This window comes from Alteromonas sp. a30 (assembly GCF_026788005.1).
In the GTDB taxonomy this organism is placed as follows: domain Bacteria; phylum Pseudomonadota; class Gammaproteobacteria; order Enterobacterales; family Alteromonadaceae; genus Paraneptunicella.
Genome location: NZ_JABEPE010000020.1, coordinates 30,004 through 53,123 on the forward strand (window position 1 = coordinate 30,004; position 23,120 = coordinate 53,123).

Genomic DNA, 23,120 nt, shown 5'->3' on the forward strand with positions numbered 1-23,120 from the left:
TCATTAGCCAACGCGATGACGTCGAATATGCACCGTAACTTCTTCGCGATCATGGTACAAATGCTTTGCTCGTAACGAAAACTTACGACAGCCATTGGCCTTTAGATACTCTCGAATAAAGTCTAAGCATTCCATTAACGACTCGTAACGTCGTTTCATGGGCAGCTTCAAATTAAACATGGCTTCAACACACCATTCTTTTGCCACCCAATCAGCCATCAATTCAGACACTCGCATTGGCTTTTCTACCATGTCGCAAACGAGCCAATACACATTTTTCTTTTTCGGTTCATAAACAAATCCATCCACTTGAAAATGTTCAACTTGACCGGTTTGCATCAACGACTCATCAATTAGGCCATTATCAATCGCTTGTACAAACATACCTCTACGCACCAGTTGGTATGTCCAGCCTCCGGGACAGGCGCCTAAATCAACGGCCTTCATGCCTGAACGCAATCTATCTTCATGCTTGATTTTAGGAATAAAGACTTGAAAAGCTTCTTCTAATTTAAGTGACGAACGGCTGGGCGCATCTGCTGCTGCCTTCAAACGTAAAATCCCATGGGGCAAAGGTGAGCAGTTATCGGTTTTAGCGTAGCCGACAAAACAGGTTTGATTATCCGTAAAAAAAACGAATAGTTCATTAGGACTTTTTTCTGGCTTGTCCGTTAACAAGCCATGCTTTCTAAGCGACTGCCTAAGCGGCACGGTAAACTTGCGGCAGAATTTCGACAGCTCTTTGCCAGAATCCGTGTCAGGGTGCTCCACGCGCACATTGCCACATTGCGGAAAATGCTCGTCTTGTGAAATGGCTTCAATAATATCGCCAACGCGATCTTGCAAGTTCAAATTTTGCAAGTGCAGCTTTGAAGCAAACCATTGGCGCGAAAAAATTAAATGCTCAATGGGAAGAATTTCAATAAGTTCCTCGACTTGTTCTGACTGATAGCTTTCAAACAGCACATAGCCATTACCTTTTTTGGCATTTACATAGCCAAACACACCTCTATCGGAGGCTTGTTGCATTAATTCATTTGCCGCATCGTTTTCGAATCCGGCACGACAGTATGTCAACACTGCTGTCATCTAACTATTTCCTAACTTCAAACTGGCGACTAGAAGAATTATCCAGCCAATCATAAAAAAGACACCGCCAATAGGCGTAATGGGGCCAAAAAACTTCATTCCTGTTAATGCCAACAAATATAAACTACCGGAAAAGCATATAATCCCTGCTAGCATGAATCCGTAGGACCACAAAAATAAGCTCTGTTGAAATTGACGATATAATACCACCAGTAGCAGCAAAGCTAACGTATGGTAGAACTGATATTGTACACCCGTCTGAAAAGCGGTGATTAAATGTTCTGGAATACGATTTTTAAGACCATGAGAGGCAAACGCTCCAAGTCCTACCGAAAAGAAGCCTAACAACGCAGCAATCGACAATAGATAGTTCATATAAATGCCCTTGGCTAACTCAGCCCCTGAATCTGTTGTTGAATAAATGTAGCAACCTCATTCGCCGCCACCTGCAAATTTTGCTCAAGTGTTATACCGGAAGCTTTACGAGGCTTAAAGCTGTGATCGCCATCGGGTAAATAACGTAAAGCAATGGCGTTGGATAATGGGTACTGTTCAATTTCTGCTTTATTACCAAAGGTATCCCGCTCACCTTGAACAACTAATAAAGGCTTGTTTAAATTTTCAAGGTGCTCAGTTCGCAATTTTTCTGGTTTACCGGGAGGATGAAAAGGATACCCCAAACAAATACACGCCAGTGCAGATGATGCTTCAAAAATGGTGCTTGCCACACGTCCGCCCATCGATTTTCCACCGATGAATAAAGGGAGTTCTTCTGAATAAGAGAGAATTTGTTGCTGCCACTGCTGTTGTAACTTGGCTATCGTTTCGGGAGGGCGCTTCTTACCTGTTTCCTGAATGGTTTTCATGTAGTCAAAATCGAACAACCGTACATTGATTCGCTTTACTTTTAGCAACTTAGCCATGTCTTGCATAAAGTCACTATTGCTACCTGCCCCCGCTCCATGAGCCAAAATGAGTGTTGCAATAAAATCAGACACCTTCTCTCCTTTAATTTGTCTCAACGGTGACTTTGGTCATTACCCAATTCTTAAATGTTTGGATACGCCCTAACTCAGCCTGTGCTTCCCTACACACTATATAATAGGCTTGCTTAGTAACCATTCTTTCTTCAAATGGACACACTAAACGCCCCATCGCTATATCCGGCCCAGCAAGTGCATTATCAACCAATGCGATACCCTGACCCAATGCTGCGGCTTGAAGCGCCAACATCGTATGCGAGAAAATCGGGCCTTGATTCACATTTACACCCAATACATTAAATTGCCGAATAAACCCTTTCCATGACTCTCGAGAGGTATCATGCAATAACATATGATGCTTAAGATCATCTAATGTATCTAGCGGCTTAGCTCCCATCAATAATCCCGGAGAACAAACCGGAATGAGATACTCGGTATATAGCTTTTCTGCGACCAAGCCGGGCCAACGACCACGGCCATAATAGATAGCAAGATCCACATCGTCTGTTAAGAAGCCATCCTCGGAATCCACCGCTTTGATTCGCACATCAATATCGGGTTGCACTTCAGCAAAATCAGATAGTTTTGGCACTAGCCACTGAACCGCAAAACTCGGCGGGAGTGCAATCGTAATCGATCCCTTTGCACCCATTGCCAACAAACGGTTTGTCGCCTCTTGCAAACTAAGAAAAATATCTTTTATTTCGAGAAAATAGCTTTGCCCTTCTTCGGTCAAAAGCAGCGTTCGGTTCTTCCGTAAAAACAGCTTCATTCCCAAAAATTCTTCTAGTCCTTTTATCTGATGACTCACCGCGGCTTGGGTTACAAATAGCTCCTCAGCAGCCCGCGTAAAACTCAAATGACGAGCTGCCGCTTCGAAGGCCCTTAGCGCGTTTAAAGGAGGTAGTCTTTTAAAACTCATACGCTTTTAATTCACTTAAACTTATGGATTAGTTTTTCTAATGGCTAACCCATATATTTTCTCGTTTTTAAAACTTCACTACTAGTTGTATATTTAACCTGTTCCCGACGAAAACCTTGTTTTACAGGGAGTTGGTAAAGCAAGGTTTAAACGGTTAACAAATTTCGTGTCAATTTTAACATTAATTTTACTTTAGGTGAGAACAATGAAATTTTTAAATTCCCTCGTTATCAGCAGTGTAACTGCTTTAGTTCTAAGCAACAACGTAATTGCAAAAGAATCTGTATTCACTGGCAACGATTTACAAGACGCTTTAAGCAGCAGCATTGAATTAGCTGTTAATAGTATTGAGCGCCCAAACATTCAATTTACCGTTAAAAATCAAATAGCTAAAATGGACCTAGAACAGAACGTTCAACAGTTTTTAGCTTTAACCAAATTTGACGAAGCGAAAAAACCAATCGTTTCTTTACGTGCAGAGTAAGTTGAACCTATATTTGTCAGTATTGCTTTAACAAGCGGTTCTTACTGATAAAGTTCAATTAATGACACGTACTCCCCCGAAAAACCATCTTTTCGGGGGATGTCATTCCCTCAAAAAACATCTCAATTCATACTTTAAGATACTCTTCCATACAGACTATTCAACGTAATAACATCTATCTTAGTTTCGCTCGGTATTATGTCGCCTTCCTTTGTAAAAAAGATGATCTAAAATACAAAAAAGACAGAAAAAGTCATCGCTAAATCTGCCTTACATTAATTAGTTTACATTATGGTAACGAGTTAAAAAGAAAGGTTAACCTTCCTTTAACAACGACAATTTAATCGCTCGTTTGCAACGGCTCAAATCCTTTGATCAGATCATCTAACTGCTTCATTTGCTGCAAATAAGGTTCAAGCTGATGCAGAGGCAAAGCACAAGGCCCATCGCATTTTGCATTATCAGGATCAGGGTGCGCTTCAATAAATAATCCCGCTAACCCTAACGCCATACCAGAGCGAGCAAGTTGTGCCGCTTGAGCACGACGCCCATCAGCCGAATCACTTCTTCCACCTGGGCGTTGTAATGCATGGGTAGCATCGAAAATCACTGGCGCAAATGCTTTCATGTCGTCCATGCCAAGCATGTCAACCACAAGGTTGTTGTAACCAAAGCTACTACCTCGCTCACATAAAATGATTTTGTCGTTACCGGCTTCTAAAAACTTGTTAATGATGTGGCGCATTTCATGAGGCGCAAGGAATTGGGGTTTCTTAACATTAATAATGGCGTCGGTTTTCCCCATCGCCACCACTAAATCAGTTTGGCGGGCAAGAAATGCTGGTAATTGGATCACGTCCACCACTTCTGCTACGGGTGCAGCCTGATGGGGTTCGTGAACATCTGTGATACAAGGCACATCAAACTGATTTTTGATTTCTTCAAAGATCTTCAACCCTTCTTCCATTCCCGGACCTCGAAAAGAGTGAATAGAAGAACGATTAGCTTTATCGAAGCTGGCTTTAAACACATAGGGAATATTGAGACGAGTAGTGACTTCTTTGTAATGCTCCGCAATCTTCATTGCCAAGTCTCTGGATTCGAGGACATTCATCCCACCAAAAAGAACAAAGGGAGCATGGTTGTCGACTGTAAAACCAGCCAAAGGGATGCGAGTTAAGTTTTGCATGAATTTGTCCAAATTCAGTTGCTGATCAAATTGCGAAGGATAATAGCGAATTTCAGTAGATTCGGCGAGGTCGAAACGTTCAAACTAGACGATAACGAAACAACTAGTGAAATACGACCTCATTAAGCTGCATATTGTGCATATGCACTTTGAGCAATTCAGTCAACGGATCGCTCGGGCACTTTTCAATAAAGTAATGGTAGTCTTCAAGGGCTAACTGAGGGCAATCTAGCTGATGCAGTAAAAAACCTCTATCTCGCCGCTCATAAGGGTCATCCGGTGACAACTCCAGCAATAACTCTGAGCAAGTTAAAGCTTGGTGTAATTGTCCTTCGTTAATCAGCGATGCTTTAATACTGTGCAACATTCGAATAACGGTTTCTTCACAGCCCGTTGGTTGAAGAATTTCGTGAGGTAGAGTATCTGGATCTTCATCTGTCATGGTTTGATATAACTGTTCTAACTGTTGCCAATCCAAGCGCTTCCCAGATAAAGGTTCAATATACCAATAGCGTTGTGGCTGCACTTCTACCCGGATAAGGTAATGTCCGGGAAAAGCGACTTCTTGTGTACGCAAACCAACAGCTCGACCAAGCTGACAAAACAAGATTGCAAGGGTGATAGGAATACCGGTTCGATAATCAATGACTTTATCGAGGAAATTATAATTAGGTGCAAACAGCTGGTTTTCATCACCTGTAAAAGCCAGTTCTTGATAAAAGTAATTCAACAACTGAACAAGTTTGGTTTCATTGCTTTCTTCTCGGCTCACCACTTTAAATGCGCCACGAATAAAATACTCCACCTGCTGGATATGGGTCGTAATATCCAGCGAAGGTTGGAAGTATTCAGCAAGATACAATCCGGCCATGAATGTGTTTTTTTGTTCAATTGCTTGTTGCAGTCGTTGCACTAATACGCCTCAACTAAACCCTTTCACTTATCGTCTTTCTACTTATCGGTATTTTCTGGTGAAGCTTTACTAATTATTTGTGTTCATTTTTACGCCCAGTTCCGAAAACAAGGATGGCGATTTCAGTAAACGCTGATAAGGCAGAGGGGGAGATCGAAGAATAAGAAAAATCAGGAAGCTATTAATTTGGCGAGAGAAAAGAGGCATACGCCACTTTCTCTACACTATTTTGCAAAAACTAACCGAACAAAATGGGTTGTTTTAAAACGGCTACTTTTGCAATGAATACGATCCAAGCCAGTGCGCCAAAAAATCCAACCCATCTCATAAGCGGTGTTCTACCATTTTTTAACGCCACCATGCCAAGCACAATGTAAAAGACCAACCCCATTACTTTTTCCGTCAACCAAGCATCAACAAAGGGATATTGTTGAATAATAAAGCACAATGTTAACGCACTCACTAACAAAATAGTGTCGACGACATGAGGTACAACTTTTACCCACTTTAACTGCATTTTGGCAGGGTTACGTAAAGACCAATAATAACGCACAATAAATAGCAACACGCTAATAGCAATTGCTGTTAGGTGGATATGCTTAACAATAGGGTACATAGACTCGTCCAAGTTCAGTTACTTTGAGTTCTGCAAAGGTAATGTTTTTTAATAGAAAATCAATAGAAATCATGAGGCTTACACGAACAAACAAAATGTCATTCGATCAGGTAACGATTTTTTTCTCTTGAGAAAGTTGAACTCGCTCAAAAGCTGCTTGTGCGTTTTGTAGGTAGATGCTTTGAATTCGTTGCGCTTCTACCGAAAGCTCTTGCGGAATGCCATCAATTAAAAACAGAGTTGGGTTGGTTAGAGCTTTTTGAGTAAATAACACCACTTGATTACCCTCATGTACCATCGACTGCTTTACTAGCGCAAGAGAGCATACACTTTTCGCGGCACAGTTAACCGCTTCGCTTAACGCATGGTACTTGGTTAATTTATCATCGGTGTTAAAGACATAAGGGGTAAATGCATTTAAGTCGCTCGGGTTTGCGCGGTGACTCGATAAATAAACCAACCTTGGCTTATCGCCAAATAAGGTGCAGCACTGCTCAAATAGCATCTGAGCATAAGAATCAATATCTTCAACACGAAATAATTGGCTGGAAAAAGTAATGACATCTTCTAACGCTCTGCGGCTATGTTCTAGTTGAATAATATCTCGATATGAGCGCAAAGAGGCGATTACTGACGTAAACAATTTTTGTGCGGTTAATTCGGTTTTAGAGCGGTAATCGTTAATGTCGTAATCTTGAACGACTTGCCTTTCTGGCGCCCTACCCGGTTGCCCGGTACGTAAGATAATTCTAGAAAAAGGGTTATTGCTTTCAGTACGAATGAAGTTAGCAACCTGTAAACCCGCATCCTCGGTTTCCATGACAACATCAAGAAGCACCAACGCTATATCAACATGTTCTACCAGCATCTGTTTTGCTTCTGAGCCACTATGGGCACTCAAAAATTCGATGTTTTTATCCATAAAAGAGAAGTCACTCAAGGCCAATTTTGTAACCGAGTGAACTTCAGGCTCATCATCGACAATCAGCACTTTCCATGCCTCATTATTAGAAGGAATATCATCTTCTACATCATCAATGAAAAGTAAATCTTCGGACATAAATTAATCCCTTGGATATGGCTTGACCCACCACGCAAAAACGTTCCGTAAAACTAACGGTTTAGAATACGTTATGCAACTCTCTTTTGTGCGTAACACATTCTTGGTAAACCGGAATAATCACTCTCTGTAGTCACGCTATCGTATCCATGATCGACTAGAAGCCCCTGAATGGCCTCACTTTGTAAATGTCCGTGCTCAATCAATAACCACCCTCGAGGATTAAGCCACGTAACAGCGTGGTCAATGATCAGACGAATGTCATCTAAGCCATCTTCCCCTGAAGTTAACGCTGTATCAGGCTCGAAACGCACGTCACCTTCCGATAACCAAGGAGATTGAGATTCAACATAAGGTGGGTTAGTCACAATAAAATCGAAGCTTTGTTGAGGAATATTTGAAAACCAACTGCTTTGTAATACAGAGACATTTTTCAACGCTAATTGTTGTGCATTGTATTTCGCAAGTTCAACCGCCTCTTGAATAAAATCAACCGCCAAAACCTGACTTTGAGGTAATTCACTGGCAAGTGCCAAGGCGATTGCGCCTGTGCCTGTGCCTAAATCTAAGATAGCGGGTTGCTTTAGCGGGTTAAGCTCGTGGAGTTGCAAGGTACGTTCAACCAACAATTCGGTTTCTGGCCGAGGAATTAAGGTATGCTCATTCACGTTTAGCGTGAGCGTCCAAAAATCTTGTTTGCCTGTAAGGTAAGACACCGGCTTCCCAATTTTACGCTGCTCAATTAATGCTGTGAACTGCTCAATTTGAGCATCAGTTAGCGGTTTTTCGGGGTAAGTCAGTAATGTGGTGGTTGAGCAATTGAGCACATGACAAAGTAACACACGCGCATCAATTGCTGGAGACTCTCCTTCGAAAAGGCGAGATTTTGCCCAGTCTAGTGCCTGAGCAATAGTCATCTTAGCCATCACCGCAAATTATTCGTCAGATAGTGAGGCTAATTGGTCGGCTTGATATTCTTGACGAATTGGTTCAAGAATCAAATCAACCGACCCTTCTACAAATTCATCCAAACGGTATAAAGTTAAGTTGATACGATGATCGGTTACACGGCCTTGAGGGTAGTTATAAGTGCGAATTCGCTCAGAGCGATCGCCACTTCCCACCAGTAGTTTACGTGCAGAGGCTTCTTCTTCCTGACGCTTTTCCTGCTCCATATTATTCAAACGAGCCTGCAATACCGACATCGCTTTCGCTCTGTTTTTATGCTGTGAGCGCTCATCCTGACACTCAACCACCATGCCTGTGGGAAGGTGGGTAATACGAATGGCAGAATCGGTTTTGTTAACGTGCTGACCACCCGCACCACTGGCCCGGAAAGTATCAACACGTAAATCAGCAGGGTTAACTTCTATCGCTTCAGATTCAGGGATTTCAGGTAAAACAGCAACGGTACATGCTGAGGTGTGAATACGACCTTGCGATTCCGTTTCAGGTACACGCTGCACACGATGACCGCCGGATTCAAACTTCAAATAACCATATGCACCATCGCCAACCACATTGGCAATCACTTCTTTATATCCGCCATGCTCCGCTTCATTGGCGCTAACGACTTCTACACGCCATTTCATTTTTTCCGCAAAACGACTATACATGCGGAATAAGTCACCCGCGAAAATACCTGCTTCATCGCCACCCGCGCCTGCTCTAATTTCAAGGAAGCAGCTCATGTCGTCATTAGGATCTTTCGGTAGCAGCAAAATTTGCAAATCGTGCTCTAATGTTTCCATTTTTTCTTTTGCTGCTTTGACTTCCATTTCTGCCATTTCACGCATTTCGGCATCATCTTCTGCCAACATTTCTTTTGCGGCTTCAATGTCTTCCTGACATTGTTGATAATCTTTAAAGCCTTTTACCACTTCTTCAAGTTGTGAGTATTCTTTTGATAATGATCGGAATTTATCTTGATCGGCAATGATCTCAGGTTCGCTTAATAATGCTTGTAACTCCTCAAATCGTTCAACCAAGGCTTCTAATTTTCTGATTACTGATTCTTTCATTCACTTTCCGACAAATTTTCTTGTTTCAACCCTAGCGAATCTTGTAATAACGCTAGCGTATTTTCATCCTGATATTCAGCCGCTTTTTTCAACGCTGAAGTTGGTCCGTGGATTAAACTATTTGTAAGCTTATTCGCCAGCTCAACAAGGACCTTTTCTGGGGGCTTGCCATCGGACAACTGTGCCATGGCTCTGTCCAGCAGTTTATTTTTCTGTTGTTCACTTTGCTTGCGGTAATCGCGCAGTAATTCCACTGCACCTTGCGCATTATTCCAACGTGTAAACTGATCAACTTGATCGGCAATTAATGCTTCGGCTTGTGCCGCTGCTTCCTGCCGAGACGCGATATTTTGCTCTACAATTTGCTGTAAGTCATCAACGCTATACAAATAAGCGTCACTTAATTCGGCAACCTCTTCTTCAATGTCACGAGGAACCGCCAAATCAATCAGCAACATTGGCTTACGACGCCTTTGTTTTAACGCTCTTTCTACCAAGCCCTTACCAATAATTGGCAATTGGCTTGCAGTAGAACAAATGACAATATCCATTTCAGCTAAATGCGCGGGAATTTGGTTTAAGGTTAATACCTGAGCATTAAACTTATCGGCCAAGGAATGGGCATTAGCAACGGTGCGATTAGCAACTGTCATATGCTGCGCCCCTTGTTCTTTCATGTGGGTTGCGACTAATTCTATTGTTTCACCCGCACCAACAAGCAAAATTTTGCTATCTGCTAAAGAAGAAAATATGTGCTGCGCTAACTGCACCGCCGAAAAGGCGACAGACACCGCATTCGCCCCTATTTCCGTTTCTGTTCGAACTTTCTTTGCAGCGGCAAAGGTTTTTTGGAAAAGCTGTTCAAACAGACTGGAAACCGCCCCCGCATTCTTTGCGTTAATATAGGATTGCTTAAGCTGCCCCAATATTTGTGGCTCACCTAACACCAAAGAATCTAGTCCACTCGCGACGCGCATAACATGACCAACCATATTCAAATCAGAATGCGCGTAACCCTGCTCCCACAATCCGTCGAATTGAAGATCATGAAACTCAGCGAGCCACTGACAAACGGCTTCTGGCGATGCTTCTTCAGCAGCAACATACACCTCAGTCCGGTTGCACGTGGAAAGAATAACCGACTCAGCCATACCAACTTCGTTTTTCAACGAGTGTAGAGCATCCTGTAGGCTGTCTGGAGAAAAAGCGACTTTTTCCCGTAACGCTACCGGAGCTGTATTATGGTTAATTCCGAAAACGACGAGTGACATTAGATGTTGTTTTTTCCCCAATTAACAATTCGCGAAGTTCGCTATGTAAAACCGCCCTTGATGAGATAAACGCAACCCCTCGAATTGAGCGCGTGCATTGTACGAGAATCTCAGCACCAAGAAAAGTTACGTTAGGTTGTATAGTTTTGATATATTATTGAACCTAAGAAACTTTACAACCAATTATGTGTAATTTTGTTCTCCAATCGATTATATCTATTAACGCTTAGCTCCCTGCATTTTCAACCTTTTTTGAAGCATTTCTCGGTTTTTTTAGTTATTTTAACACTTTTTAGTTGTGCCTCAGCGCCCAAAAAAATAGACAAAAATATTAACCTGACACAACATCAAACCCAACTTGCTCAATTATTGAACTGGAGTATTCAGGGACGAATTGCAATTAAAACACCAGAAGAAAGGTTTAGTGCATCATTGCATTGGCAACAAGAAGACAAAAACTACCAAATCCATCTAACCAACATTATCGGCACAACGCTGATGCAACTCGAAGGCAACGATAATTATGCAAAGCTTACCTATGATGACCAAGCTTTCATTGATTCAGATCCAGAAAGATTGCTATTTCGAATCACAGGCTGGCGACTCCCTGTCAAACACCTGCCTTCTCTCATAAAAGGCGCGGTGCCTAAATCAGGCTTCGAGCATACCGTCTCGGATCAAGGGTTGATGCAAACCATAAAGCAGCTTGCAGACGGCGATATTCGTAATCGTTGGGAAGCGAACTATGTCAACTTTACTCAAGAAGGTGCTCTATTCTTGCCAGAAAACATCACCTTAAAAAACGCGTCGAATACCATCAAAATAAGAATTAGCCAATGGACACTGAACTAACAATTTGGCCCGCACCGGCCAAACTCAATTTATTTCTGCATATTATCGGTCAGCGTGCCGATGGATACCACAACCTGCAAAGTCTATTTCAGCTGCTTGATTACAGCGACTCACTGCAAATTAAAGTTGATAACAGCAGTGACATCCGTGTTAGCGCCAATGTAAACGACATACCATTAGAAGAAAATATCATATACAAAGCGGGTAAATTACTTCAAGAAACCACAGGGACAACAAAAGGTTGTCATATTCAACTTGATAAAAAGCTACCAATGGGAGGGGGACTAGGAGGCGGCTCATCAAACGCAGCAACAACACTGATTGCCCTTAATCAACTGTGGGACTTGGGCTTGACCCAAACGCAGTTGCAGCAACTCGGATTGCGATTAGGCGCCGACGTTCCTATTTTTGTATTTGGTCAGAACGCCTTTGCGGAAGGAGTCGGAGAACAACTTTCTGCTGTTAATCTACCAGAACACTACTTTCTTGTTGTGAACCCTGGTGTACATGTTTCAACACAGAAGGTGTTTCAACACCCTGACTTACCGCGCAATACTGCTAGGATTGATAAAGAAACATATTCTTTTTTAAACAGCCATAATGATTGCCAAAAGTTAGTTTGCGAAATGTATCCTAATATTGCAAAAACCTTAGGCTGGTTGTTACAATACGCCCCGTCCCGAATGACTGGAACCGGGTCTTGTTTATTCTCTATTTACAACGATAAAAAAGCAGCAGAAGAAACGCTTAAAAAGCTTCCTGATGGCTGCACTGGTTTTGTTGCAAAAGGCGTAAACAAATCACCTCTACTTGACACACTAAAACAATTAAAAGACAAGTAGTGGAAGGAATTTTTACTAATTTATTTCACTTTCAAACAGAGAATTGGGGTATGTCTGCGTTTTATACGTGGAAGTTGACCAACATGAGTTTTGTCAAATACATACACCCCCGAACGTTAACACGCTTTAGGTATCATTAGTTAACGTTGCCGGGGATAACCAAATATCGATCATCCGATCGAACTTTGCCCTCCTGACTGCGTTTAACGAGTGTCTCCTAAGCAATATTCTGAGGATATACACAGTGCCGGACATGAAGCTTTTTGCCGGAAACGCAGTACCCGAGCTAGCTCAAAAAGTTGCCGATAGACTTTACACCAAACTGGGTCACGCCAGTGTTGGCCGTTTCAGTGATGGTGAGATCAGCGTCGAGATCCATGAAAATGTTCGCGGCTCAGATGTATTTATCATTCAATCAACCTGTGCGCCAACTAACGACAACTTAATGGAACTTATCGTCATGATCGATGCGTTTCGCCGAGCTTCGTCTGGCCGCATTACAGCCGTTATTCCTTATTTCGGTTATGCACGCCAAGATCGCCGGGTCCGTTCCGCTAGAGTACCGATTACCGCCAAAGTGGTAGCGGACTTCTTATCTAACGTAGGTGTCGACCGCGTTATGACCATCGATCTTCACGCCGAACAGATTCAAGGATTCTTTGACGTTCCGGTAGATAACGCCTTCGGTACGCCAATTTTGCTCGAAGATATGCGTGAAAGAAACTTGGAAAACCCTGTTGTAGTCTCCCCCGATATTGGTGGTGTTGTGCGTGCAAGAGCCGTTGCCAAGCTACTTAACGATACCGATTTAGCCATTATCGATAAACGTCGCCCGAAAGCAAATGTTGCTCAGGTCATGCATATTATCGGTGATGTGGAAGGCCGAGACTGTATTGTTGTTGACGATATGATCGACACTGGCGGTACACTAGCAAAAGCGGCAGAAGCCTTAAAAGAGAAAGGTGCTAAGAGTGTGTTGGCTTATGCTACTCACCCAATTTTCTCTGGTAATGCTCCTACGATTTTAGCGGAATCTAAAATCGACGAAATTATTGTGACTGACAGCATTCCGTTAAGCGCTGATATGAAGAAAGTCTCAAAAGTGAAACAACTTAGTTTGTCAAAAATGTTAGCCGAAGCCATTCGTCGTTTAAGCAACGAAGAATCTATCTCAGCAATGTTTGAGCACTAAAAGCATAGTCAATGCGTAATGTGCCGATAACAAGGCTTTTTAACAACAAGAGGCAACCTTACCTCTTGTTGTTACTCTTTTTTTGCTCAATCACGCTCAGCAGTTGTAGCCCCGAGCAAAGTGCATTGACTCCCGCTAGTCAACAGAAAAACCTCACCTCCCAACAACCCATTGCCACCCCAAAAGGACAGTTCATGAAATCAGACACTCAACCTGTCGCCGCAGAAGTGGTTATTACGGGAGAAATTGTACACAAAGACTTAGAAGGAGGGTTTTATGCCATTTACGCCGACAATAACCAGCGATATATGCCACTCAATTTAGCATCGAAGCACAAGAAAGCGGGATTGAAAGTCAAACTCACCGCTACGCTTCAACCTGAAGTCCGCACAATTCAAATGCACGGCACACCAATAACCATCCTTTCTATTGAAGTTATTGGGCAAAATGCCCACACTGACGACCCTCGTATTTAAACAAATCCTCTCCATCCGAAAAGCCAGCTTGTTTGGCTGACTAACCAGTGTTAGAATGCGCCGCCCTTTTTCATAAGGGGCATATTTATGTAGTTCTGGTCGCAAGAGCTACTCATCAATTTTTGGAGAAAAAAATGACAGACGCGATTTTTAACTTGGACGCAGAAGTCCGTACAGATATAGGGAAAGGTGCGAGCCGCCGCCTACGTCGTGCAGATAAAGTCCCTGCGGTCCTTTATGGTGCAGATAAAGAAGCTGTATCGTTAACGTTGGATCACAACAAAGTGATTCAAGCTCAAGAATTTGAAGCATTCTATTCTCACATTCTTACACTAAACATTGGTGGTGAGAAAGTTGAAGCGCTTATCAAAGACATGCAACGTCACCCGTTCAAGCCAAAAATCCTACACATGGATTTCTTGCGCGTTGACGCTTCACATACTATTACAACGCAAGTTCCTCTTCACTTCTTAAATGAAGACACATGTAAAGGTGTTAAATTGCAAGGCGGTCACGTTGAGCATAACCTAGCTGACGTTGAAGTTAGCTGCTTACCTGGTCAGCTTCCTGAGTTCATCGAAGTCGACCTAGCTGATGTTGAGAAAGATCAGACTCTTCACCTTTCCGACCTTGTTCTTCCTAAGGGTGTTACTTTAGTTGAATTAGCGAAGGGTGAAAATCACGACCAAGCAGTTGTAACGGTTAAAGGTGCCAAAGGCGGTAGCGCAGAAGACGACGCCGCTGAGGACGATGCGGAATAATCAGCTTGTCTGATATCCAACTTATCGTGGGCCTGGGTAATCCGGGCCCCGAATATCAAAACACTCGCCATAATGCAGGTAGCTGGTTTGTAGAACGGCTAGCGCGCCAACATAACATCTCTCTAAAACTCGATAATAAATTCTTCGGCTTCATTGGGCGCGGCAACATAGCTGGCCAAGATACCCGCTTGCTTATTCCCACCACTTACATGAATAAAAGTGGTCAATCGGTTGCAGCAGTCGCCAAGTTTTATCGAATTGCGCCAGAAAGCATGCTTGTCGCTTTCGACGAACTCGATCTTCCCCCTGGCATCGCTAAATTCAAAGTCGGTGGAAGCTCTACTCAAAATGGCATTAGAGACATTGTATCTTGCATGGGCAATCAAAAGAATTTCCCTCGCTTACGCATCGGTATTGGTCACCCCGGCGACCGAAGCAGAGTAACGGGCCACGTTTTAGGTAAAGCCCCTGCTGCGGAGCAAGAAAAAATGGATGCCGCGATAGACGAGGCATTACGCTGTACAGAAATACTAATAAAACAAGATTTAACCGCCGCTATGCAACGCTTACATAGTTTTAAGGCTGAATAATCGGGTTTTACCAACCAAATATAGGAACAAATAATGGGATTTAAGTGCGGAATTGTAGGATTACCTAACGTCGGCAAATCCACCCTGTTTAATGCTTTAACCAAAGCTGGCATCGAAGCCGCTAACTTTCCATTTTGTACTATCGAGCCCAATACAGGCGTTGTTCCTGTACCGGATTTACGTTTAGATGCATTAGCAGAAATAGTCAATCCTGAGCGCGTTGTTCCTACCTCAATGGAATTTGTCGACATTGCCGGATTAGTAGCTGGCGCGTCAAAAGGCGAAGGTCTTGGTAATAAGTTCCTTGCTAACATTCGTGAAACCGACGCCATTGGTCACGTTGTTCGTTGCTTCGAAAACGACAACATTGTACACGTTGCGGGTAAAGTTGACCCGCTTGATGACATCGAAGTCATCAACACTGAGCTTTCCTTAGCCGACTTAGAAACCACTGAAAAAGCAATTATCCGTGTTGGTAAGCGCGCCAAAGGTGGCGACAAAGACGCCAAATTTGAACTAAGCGTATTAGAAAAGCTCCTGCCAATACTAAATGAAGGTAAAGCATTGCGTTCTTTGGAACTCGAAAAAGAAGAACATGCCGCCATTTCCTACATGAACTTCTTAACCTTGAAGCCGACCATGTATATCGCCAATGTGAATGACGATGGCTTCGAAAACAACCCTTACTTAGATAAAGTTAAAGCGTTAGCAGAAGAGGAAAACGCGGTTGTGGTAGCCGTTTGTGCTGCGATTGAATCAGAAATTGCCGAACTCGACGATGACGAAAGAGACGAATTCATGGAAGACATGGGCCTTGAAGAGCCAGGGCTAAACCGTGTAATTCGTGCTGGTTACAGCTTGTTGAACTTAAAAACCTACTTCACCGCTGGCGTAAAAGAAGTCCGTGCTTGGACGTACCCCGAAGGTTCAACAGCGCCACAAGCAGCTGGCAAAATCCATACAGATTTTGAAAAAGGCTTTATCCGTGCAGAAGTCGTGGCTTATGACGATTTCATCGCCCACAAAGGCGAACAAGGCGCAAAAGACGCAGGTAAATGGAACTTACAAGGTAAAGACTACATCGTCCAAGACGGCGACGTTATTCATTTCCGCTTTAATGTGTAAGTAAGCTGCCTAGCACCTAGCAAGAGAAAGGCGTTGAAAGAACGATAAAAAAGAGCTGAAGTCAGCTCTTTTTTTGTGTCTGTTAAAGAATTGAAAATTTCGCTCATGGTTAACAATCTTGGCTCTAATCGCCTTTCCTAAATTCTTACTAGGATTAGCCAAATACTATCACCCACTACGTCAGCGTTTTTATCGCATCATTCAAACCTTGCAGGGTTAGCGGAAACATTCTGTCTTCCATAATTTGGCGCATAATTTTTATGGAATGATAGTAGTCCCAGTAATGTTCTGGTTGCGGATTCAGCCACACGGCATTTTTGTAATGGTCCAATAAGCGTTGCATCCACACCGCGCCGGGTTCTTCGTTCCAATACTCTACACTGCCACCAGCATAGGTAATTTCGTAAGGCCCCATTGTGGCATCGCCAACGAAGATGAGTTTGTAGTCGCTGCCGTATTTATGGATCACATCCCAAAGTGGGATTTTCTCGTTCTTTCGACGGGCGTTATCACGCCACACATAATCGTAAACGCAATTATGGAAGTAGTAATATTCAAGGTGCTTAAACTCGGTATTACATGCTGAAAACAACTCTTCACAGGCTTTGATGTAGCTATCCATCGAACCACCCACATCAAAAAACAGCAACACTTTCACGGCATTATGACGCTCTGGCACCATGCAAATATCGAGCATGCCGCCGTTTCTTGCTGTTGCACCAATGGTTGAGTCTAAATCCAACTCATCGGCAGCACCGCTGCGCGCAAACTGACGCAACTTACGTAATGCGACTTTAATATTGCGCGTGCCTAGCTCCACATCGGACGACAAGTTTTTGAATTTGCGCTCATCCCATACTTTTGCCGCCGAAAAGTTACGGTTGCCATCTTGCCCAATACGCACGCCTTCTGGGTTGTAACCGTAAGCACCAAAAGGCGATGTGCCTGCCGTGCCAATCCATTTATTGCCTCCTTGATGACGCTTTTGTTGCTCTTCTAAGCGCTTTTTCAAGGTTTCCATGAGTTTGTCTAGGCCGCCCATGGCTTCGATTTGTTTCTTTTCTTCTTCGGTAAACATGCGCTCAATTTCTTTGCGCAGCCATTCTTCGGGGATGTCTTTGCCAAACAAGTCGATGCTTTGCACCCCTTCAAAATAGTCAGCGAAGGCTTTGTCGAATTTATCGAAGTGGGCCTCGTCCTTCACTAAACACAAACGCGACAAATAATAAAAATCTTCAAGGTTGGCAAACACTACCTGATGCTTAAGCGCGCCAAGCAAATCAAGTAACTCGCGAATACTGGCGGGCACTTTGTATTCCCGCACTTTCATGAAGAAGGAAATGAGCATTATCGACGCGCCATAAAGACCAATTTCTCGAACAGATGAATATCTTGTTCGTTTTTAAGTAAAGCGCCGTAAAGTGGCGGAATGCTTTTTTTGCTGTTGGTTTCGTGCAAGGTTTCCGGTGGGATGTCTTCGGCAACCAGTAGTTTTAACCAGTCCAGCAACTCCGACGTAGACGGCTTTTTCTTCAGTCCCGGTAACTCGCGCATATTAAAGAAGGTTTCCATCGCCACGCTAAGTAAATCTTTTTTGATATTGGGATAATGCAAATCCACAATTTGACGCATTTCGTTTTCGTCGGGAAAGCTAATGTAATGGAAGAAACAGCGGCGTAAAAAGGCGTCCGGCAGTTCTTTTTCATTGTTAGAGGTAATGATCACCACGGGGCGTTGCTTGGCTGAAATCACTTCTTTGGTTTCGTACACAAAGAACTCCATTTTATCGAGCTCTTGCAGCAAATCGTTGGGAAACTCAATATCAGCTTTGTCAATTTCATCAATCAACAACACAGGACGTTTTTCGGCGGTAAAAGCTTCCCATAATTTGCCTTTTACAATGTAGTTCCCAATACTTTTGACTTTCTCATCACCTAATTGAGAATCGCGCAAACGCGATACTGCATCGTATTCATACAAACCTTGCTGCGCTTTGGTGGTCGACTTAATGTGCCATTGCAATAAATCGGTATCTAAGCTTTTTGCCAGCGCTTGCGCCAACATGGTTTTACCTGTTCCCGGCTCGCCTTTGATAAGCAGAGGTCGTTCTAACGTGACCGCAGCGTTCACGGCTAATTGAAGTTCGCGACTAGCAACATAATTGTCGGTTCCGGCGAAAGACATAGTTTCTCCTATTAATTCGAAAAGGAATTAGGTTTACATCGGCGGCGCAAGTACAAAATGAAAAACGAAGAAACGGGCTTTGCTGATAATCTTTGATGTCATCGTTAAAAACATTCTTACTAAGATATAGCAAAAAACACTTTCGTTTTGCCCCGACATCCCTACCCTAGAGCCTAAATAAATTTTGCACCTAGGCTAACATAAGTCGGTGTAAAACAGGTAAGGCCGCACCGAATTTTTCCAACGTAGTTACGGTCTACACACCTACTCAGATTTACGTGTATTGCTCGGATGGGCAATCGCAACATTCCATATCAAGGAAACAAAATGAAAGTATTTGAAGATAATTCGAGATCGATTGGTCAAACACCGCTTGTACGCTTAAATCGTGTAGCGAAAGGCAACGTCTTCGCGAAAATGGAATCCAGAAATCCAAGTTTCAGCGTAAAGTGTCGTATTGGTGCCAACATGATTTGGGACGCCGAAAAGCGCGGTATTTTAACGCAAGGAAAAGAACTGGTAGAGCCAACTTCAGGTAATACCGGTATTGCTTTAGCATTCGTTGCTGCCTCTCGAGGTTACAAACTCACGTTAACGATGCCTGCAAGCATGAGCTTAGAGCGCCGTAAGTTGTTAAAAGCATTAGGTGCTAACCTTGTTTTAACAGAACCCCCAAAAGGCATGAAAGGTGCCGTTGCAAAAGCGCAGGAAATTGTTGATTCTGATCCAAGCAAATACGTTTTATTGCAACAATTCGACAACCCTGCCAACCCAGAAATTCACGAACAAACAACTGGTCCCGAAATTTGGGAAGATACTGACGGTGAAGTTGATGTATTCGTAGCAGGCGTAGGAACAGGCGGCACAATCACAGGTGTAAGCCGTTACCTTAAACACACGAAAGGTAAAAACGTCATCAGCGTTGCCGTTGAGCCAACGGACTCTCCTGTTATCACCCAAGCAAAAGCAGGCAAAGAGCTAACGCCGGGACCTCACAAAATTCAAGGTATTGGCGCAGGCTTCATTCCTGGCAACCTCGACTTAGACATCATTGACTTGGTTGAACAGGTAACTAATGAAGATGCCATTGAAATGGCACATCGCTTAATGAAAGAAGAAGGTATCCTTGCGGGTATTTCTTCTGGTGCAGCAGTTGTTGCAGCAGCGCGCTTGGCTGAGCAACCAGAATATGCCGATAAAAACATTGTCGTGATTATGCCAAGTTCTGCGGAGCGTTATTTATCTAGCCCAATGTTCGCGGGTGAATTCTCGGATTTAGAACTAGAGCAATAATCGAAAGATAACCAAAGCACTATTTTTGAAGACGATAAAGGGGAAGCTTATTGCTTCCCCTTTACATTTATGCGGAATCATCACACACTAATACTAATATAATACTTCATTCCCAGTAGAATTATGTATAGAAAAGCGATTGCATTCAGCCTATTTTTTGTCTTAACACTATGCGCCTGTACCGACGCCAAGCAAAAAACAGGGGCAGGGAAATACGGCATGATGGACAGCTCAACACCGGAAGGTGCCGCCTTGCTTTTCTTTGAAGCACTGTATAGTGAAAAGAGGGACATTAACCTCGTAATTAGTTACTCTACGCCGAAAATGGGTAGGCTACTGAAGTCTTACCATACTACCCGCTCAGTACAACGACACGTTTTAAACTTACCCTATGACAATGTCCCGGAAATGCAAATTGATACGGGTGATGATGTAGGCCGATCTGAGTTTGCAACAGATACCGAAATTTCTGTGTTTTTTACGGGCTTAAGTAATGGCGACAAAGTAGATGATTTACGCACTGTAGAAATGCTGAGAATCAAAAATAAATGGTTGGTTAATGCAATAAAAGCTGACAAGTATCTGTAACTCGCCAGCGCGACTTATTATTGCCCCACAGCGACACCTTCTCTTCGAGGATCTGCGCCACCAATCAGCTTACCGTCCCTTAGCATGATGCCATGTAGGCCGCTATTTAGGTCTTGAACCCTCACGTTATGACCGCGCTTTTCTAGCTCGCTTTGTAAGCGTTCAATGCGGGTTCCTGCTTCAAGCGCCGTATAATCATTACGATTGGTAAACTTAGGTAAATTAATCGCTTGCTGTATATCAAGCCCCCAGTCCAATACGCCAACAAGTGTTTGTGCAACGTAATTAATAATACGACTACCGCCAGGAGAACCAACAACGATCTTTAACTGCCCTTTTTCATCAAATACCATTGTCGGCGACATTGAGCTTCTAGGGCGTTTCTTTGATTCAACGCGATTCAACGCTTGGTATTTACCTCGAGTGGGAGAAAATGCAAAATCCGTTAGCTGATTATTCAGCATAAATCCTTCCACCATCAAGCCCGAGCCAAAGGCAAACTCAATACTGCTTGTCATCGACACAGCATTGCCTTCTTTATCAACAATCGAAACATGAGAGGTGTTGGGTAAGTCAAACGCGTTATCCACCTGAATAAACGCTGTAGAATACGCTGAACCCGGCTTTTCTTTTTTCCAAGGCGCCTTGACGTCAATTAACTTAGCTCGCTTTTGCATGTAAGTATTGTTAATTAATGCACCAAAAGGCAGATAAGTGAAATCTGGATCAGCGATGTACGCATCTCGGTCAGCAAAAGCCAAACTAGCCGCTTTCGACATTAAATGCACGGCTTCAAGTTGGTTCGGTTGGTATTGCTCCAACTTTTTGTCTTCCAACATTTTCAAAATCTGATACACCGAAATCCCACCCGAAGCTGGGGGTGCCATCCCACAAATACGATACGTTTTATAAGGACCGCAAACAGGCTCCCGCTTTACCGCTTTATATTCTTTAATATCATCGATGGTTAACAAGCCAGGGTTAATATCTGCACCTGTCACTGCCTTAACAATTTTCTCTGCTATTTCACCTTCATAAAAGAAAGTCGAGCCTTCTGCCGCAATACCTTGGAAAACTTTGGCTAACGCTTCATTTTTCTTCAACATACCACTTTTAAGCGGTTCGCCGCCGGGGAAGAAATAGCGCTTTGATTCACTAAAGTGATCCAATCCCGGATGCAGTCTCATACCAACCAGTTTTTCCAAACGCTCAGAAACACGAAAACCAGAATAAGCAGTTTCAATACTTTCCTTAAACAAATCGGCCCATTTTAGTGTTCCAAACTCGCGCTGCGCCATTTCCAGTGCTTTCACAGTTCCCGGCACGCCAACGGAACGCCCGCCAACTACCGCGTCTCGCCAAGCAAGCGCCTTTCCATCCTTGAAAAAGAGATAAGAGTCTGCCGCCTCTGGCGCAGTTTCTCTGCCGTCAAAAGTATGTAGTTTCTTGTTTTTATTATCCCAATATAGGATGAAAGAACCTCCTCCTATACCTGAAGATTGCGGCTCGACTAGCGTCAACATAGCCTGCACGGCGACTGCGGCATCAATAGCACTGCCGCCACGCTCAATGACTTGCTTACCAGCCCAAGAAGCGTAAGGGTTAGCGGCTGTTACCATATACTGCTTGGCAACAAATGCCTTTTTCTCATTAAATCCTGTCGCCGCCTCTGGCTCTCTATCTTCTCTGGGTTTTGTTTGCGCCTCAGCTATTGTCGCGAGTGACAATGCAGCACAACAAAGTAACAACCTAGTTCGCACTGAAATACGTTTCATCTTTAAGTTTATCTAGTTAAATTTTTTGGGATCGGGAGCGCGCTTTTCTAAAAACGCTGCGAATGCTTCTTTTGCTGGTTCCGTCGTTAATTGACTAAAGAAAATATCTAGTTCTTCTGCCATATGCGCCTTAACACTTTCTTGTTCATGCTTTAGTAACGCTTTGGTATGTCGCATTGCTAAACCTGGCTTGAGCGCCAACTTTGTCATAATAGCGTCGACGTGACTGTCTAACTTTTCGGCCTCCACTATGCGATTTACCAACTTATACTGGTAAGCCTCTTGCGCAGGAATTGGCTCTCCTAACATTAACCACTCAGCGGCTTTGACATGGCCTGACAATTTAGGCAATACCCAACTTGCCGCAAACTCAGGCACTAGAGCTAAGTTAATAAAAGGCATACACAAAGTGGCACTATCATCGGCAAACACAAGATCGCAATGCAATAACAAGGTTGTACCGATACCCACGGCTTGGCCTCTTACCTTCGCCACCACAGGTACAGGACAGTCCATTAACGCATTCATAAAGCGAACCGTTTCAGATGAAGTGTCTTCTTTATCAATTGAGGCGAACGTTGATAAATCATTACCGGCACTAAAATGCTTTCCTTCCCCCTGAATCAACACTGCCTTGGCCTTATTTTCTTCTTTAACCGACTCAAGCGCATTTGCCATTGCACCGTACATCTGTGGCGTCAGTGCATTATACTTATCTGCTCTAGCCATCGTTATAGTAAGAATTTGCTGTTCCAGCTGGATTTGAATATTTGACATGAGATGGGTTAAATAGTGTTGCTGACAAAGTGCAGCAAACATAAACTGTGCAGCGGCAAGTTGCAACGATGGAATCATTAAACCATCTTGCCGAACGGATAATTTTGGTATTTTGCC

25 protein-coding genes are annotated in these 23,120 nt (G+C 43.3%); 10 read left to right on the forward strand and 15 right to left on the reverse strand.

Translation table 11 applies throughout. The features are described from left to right. Positions 1-3: 3 nt before the first annotated feature. The 4 genes from rlmM to HJG39_RS16290 are packed head-to-tail and all read right to left on the reverse strand — an operon-like array spanning position 4 to position 2,994. On the reverse strand, positions 4-1,089 hold the full coding sequence (rlmM, locus tag HJG39_RS16275) for a 23S rRNA (cytidine(2498)-2'-O)-methyltransferase RlmM (protein WP_268410722.1): 1,086 nt from the start codon (positions 1,087-1,089) through the stop codon (positions 4-6). After that, complete coding sequence (locus HJG39_RS16280) at positions 1,090-1,464, reverse strand: DUF423 domain-containing protein (RefSeq protein ID WP_268410725.1); 375 nt, start codon at positions 1,462-1,464, stop codon at positions 1,090-1,092. It lies immediately after the preceding gene. 14 nt (positions 1,465-1,478) lie between these two features. After that, positions 1,479-2,087 (reverse strand): alpha/beta family hydrolase, encoded by a 609-nt coding sequence (locus HJG39_RS16285; RefSeq protein ID WP_268410727.1) that lies wholly within the window; start codon positions 2,085-2,087, stop codon positions 1,479-1,481. A gap of 10 nt (positions 2,088-2,097) precedes the next feature. Further along, positions 2,098-2,994, reverse strand: coding sequence for a transcriptional regulator GcvA (locus HJG39_RS16290; protein ID WP_268410730.1), 897 nt, complete (start codon positions 2,992-2,994; stop codon positions 2,098-2,100). A gap of 205 nt (positions 2,995-3,199) precedes the next feature. Between HJG39_RS16290 and HJG39_RS16295 the strand changes: the two genes are divergently transcribed. Beyond that, positions 3,200-3,478, forward strand: a complete 279-nt coding sequence (locus HJG39_RS16295) for a hypothetical protein (RefSeq protein ID WP_268410732.1) — start codon at positions 3,200-3,202, stop codon at positions 3,476-3,478. Positions 3,479-3,818: 340 nt separating this feature from the next. On the opposite strand, the gene kdsA is transcribed toward HJG39_RS16295, so the two are convergent. From kdsA to hemA, 7 genes are all read right to left on the reverse strand, one after another. Further along, a complete protein-coding gene (gene kdsA / locus HJG39_RS16300) occupies positions 3,819-4,667 on the reverse strand; it encodes a 3-deoxy-8-phosphooctulonate synthase (RefSeq protein WP_268410736.1) in 849 nt (282 codons plus the stop codon). Between the two features lie 103 nt (positions 4,668-4,770). Then, positions 4,771-5,580 carry a SirB1 family protein gene (locus HJG39_RS16305; protein ID WP_268410739.1) on the reverse strand — a complete coding sequence of 270 codons (810 nt, stop codon included), beginning with the start codon at positions 5,578-5,580 and terminating at the stop codon, positions 4,771-4,773. Positions 5,581-5,818: 238 nt separating this feature from the next. Further along, positions 5,819-6,196: a SirB2 family protein gene (locus HJG39_RS16310; protein WP_268410742.1), complete on the reverse strand. Its 378-nt coding sequence runs from the start codon at positions 6,194-6,196 to the stop codon at positions 5,819-5,821. A 106-nt stretch (positions 6,197-6,302) separates the two neighbouring features. Continuing rightward, entirely contained in the window at positions 6,303-7,256 is a 954-nt protein-coding gene (locus HJG39_RS16315; protein WP_268410745.1) for a DUF3369 domain-containing protein, read from the reverse strand. A gap of 71 nt (positions 7,257-7,327) precedes the next feature. Then, positions 7,328-8,173: a peptide chain release factor N(5)-glutamine methyltransferase gene (prmC, locus tag HJG39_RS16320; protein ID WP_268410748.1), complete on the reverse strand. Its 846-nt coding sequence runs from the start codon at positions 8,171-8,173 to the stop codon at positions 7,328-7,330. 18 nt (positions 8,174-8,191) lie between these two features. Further along, entirely contained in the window at positions 8,192-9,277 is a 1,086-nt protein-coding gene (gene prfA / locus HJG39_RS16325) for a peptide chain release factor 1 (RefSeq protein ID WP_268410751.1), read from the reverse strand. Next, positions 9,274-10,548, reverse strand: a complete 1,275-nt coding sequence (hemA, locus tag HJG39_RS16330; protein WP_268410754.1) for a glutamyl-tRNA reductase — start codon at positions 10,546-10,548, stop codon at positions 9,274-9,276. Before hemA ends, prfA begins: the two co-directional genes overlap by 4 nt. 252 nt (positions 10,549-10,800) lie before the next feature. Between hemA and lolB the strand changes: the two genes are divergently transcribed. The 7 genes from lolB (at position 10,801) to ychF (ending at position 16,386) form a co-directional block, all read left to right on the forward strand. Continuing rightward, complete coding sequence (lolB, locus tag HJG39_RS16335; protein ID WP_268410757.1) at positions 10,801-11,400, forward strand: lipoprotein insertase outer membrane protein LolB; 600 nt, start codon at positions 10,801-10,803, stop codon at positions 11,398-11,400. After that, on the forward strand, positions 11,385-12,242 hold the full coding sequence (gene ispE, locus HJG39_RS16340; RefSeq protein ID WP_268410761.1) for a 4-(cytidine 5'-diphospho)-2-C-methyl-D-erythritol kinase: 858 nt from the start codon (positions 11,385-11,387) through the stop codon (positions 12,240-12,242). The genes lolB and ispE overlap by 16 nt, the downstream gene beginning before the upstream one ends. A gap of 244 nt (positions 12,243-12,486) precedes the next feature. After that, a complete protein-coding gene (locus HJG39_RS16345; RefSeq protein WP_268410764.1) occupies positions 12,487-13,434 on the forward strand; it encodes a ribose-phosphate pyrophosphokinase in 948 nt (315 codons plus the stop codon). Between the two features lie 194 nt (positions 13,435-13,628). Beyond that, positions 13,629-13,910, forward strand: coding sequence for a hypothetical protein (locus tag HJG39_RS16350; protein ID WP_268410766.1), 282 nt, complete (start codon positions 13,629-13,631; stop codon positions 13,908-13,910). A 134-nt stretch (positions 13,911-14,044) separates the two neighbouring features. After that, positions 14,045-14,671: a 50S ribosomal protein L25/general stress protein Ctc gene (locus HJG39_RS16355; protein WP_268410769.1), complete on the forward strand. Its 627-nt coding sequence runs from the start codon at positions 14,045-14,047 to the stop codon at positions 14,669-14,671. A 5-nt stretch (positions 14,672-14,676) separates the two neighbouring features. Further along, positions 14,677-15,261 (forward strand): aminoacyl-tRNA hydrolase, encoded by a 585-nt coding sequence (gene pth, locus HJG39_RS16360; protein ID WP_268410771.1) that lies wholly within the window; start codon positions 14,677-14,679, stop codon positions 15,259-15,261. A gap of 33 nt (positions 15,262-15,294) precedes the next feature. Then, complete coding sequence (gene ychF / locus HJG39_RS16365; protein ID WP_268410774.1) at positions 15,295-16,386, forward strand: redox-regulated ATPase YchF; 1,092 nt, start codon at positions 15,295-15,297, stop codon at positions 16,384-16,386. Between the two features lie 175 nt (positions 16,387-16,561). Here ychF and HJG39_RS16370 read toward each other — a convergent pair whose 3' ends face one another. After that, on the reverse strand, positions 16,562-17,734 hold the full coding sequence (locus HJG39_RS16370) for a vWA domain-containing protein (protein WP_268410777.1): 1,173 nt from the start codon (positions 17,732-17,734) through the stop codon (positions 16,562-16,564). Then, positions 17,734-18,570 carry an AAA family ATPase gene (locus HJG39_RS16375; protein ID WP_268410780.1) on the reverse strand — a complete coding sequence of 279 codons (837 nt, stop codon included), beginning with the start codon at positions 18,568-18,570 and terminating at the stop codon, positions 17,734-17,736. The genes HJG39_RS16370 and HJG39_RS16375 overlap by 1 nt, the downstream gene beginning before the upstream one ends. Positions 18,571-18,897: 327 nt before the next feature. Between HJG39_RS16375 and cysK the strand changes: the two genes are divergently transcribed. Further along, positions 18,898-19,863, forward strand: coding sequence for a cysteine synthase A (gene cysK, locus HJG39_RS16380; protein ID WP_268410784.1), 966 nt, complete (start codon positions 18,898-18,900; stop codon positions 19,861-19,863). A gap of 123 nt (positions 19,864-19,986) precedes the next feature. Beyond that, entirely contained in the window at positions 19,987-20,451 is a 465-nt protein-coding gene (locus HJG39_RS16385; protein WP_268410787.1) for a hypothetical protein, read from the forward strand. 17 nt (positions 20,452-20,468) lie between these two features. On the opposite strand, the gene ggt is transcribed toward HJG39_RS16385, so the two are convergent. Next, positions 20,469-22,226: a gamma-glutamyltransferase gene (ggt, locus tag HJG39_RS16390; protein ID WP_268410790.1), complete on the reverse strand. Its 1,758-nt coding sequence runs from the start codon at positions 22,224-22,226 to the stop codon at positions 20,469-20,471. Between the two features lie 12 nt (positions 22,227-22,238). Next, a complete protein-coding gene (locus HJG39_RS16395; protein ID WP_268410793.1) occupies positions 22,239-23,081 on the reverse strand; it encodes an enoyl-CoA hydratase in 843 nt (280 codons plus the stop codon). Between the last annotated feature and the right edge of the window lie 39 nt (positions 23,082-23,120).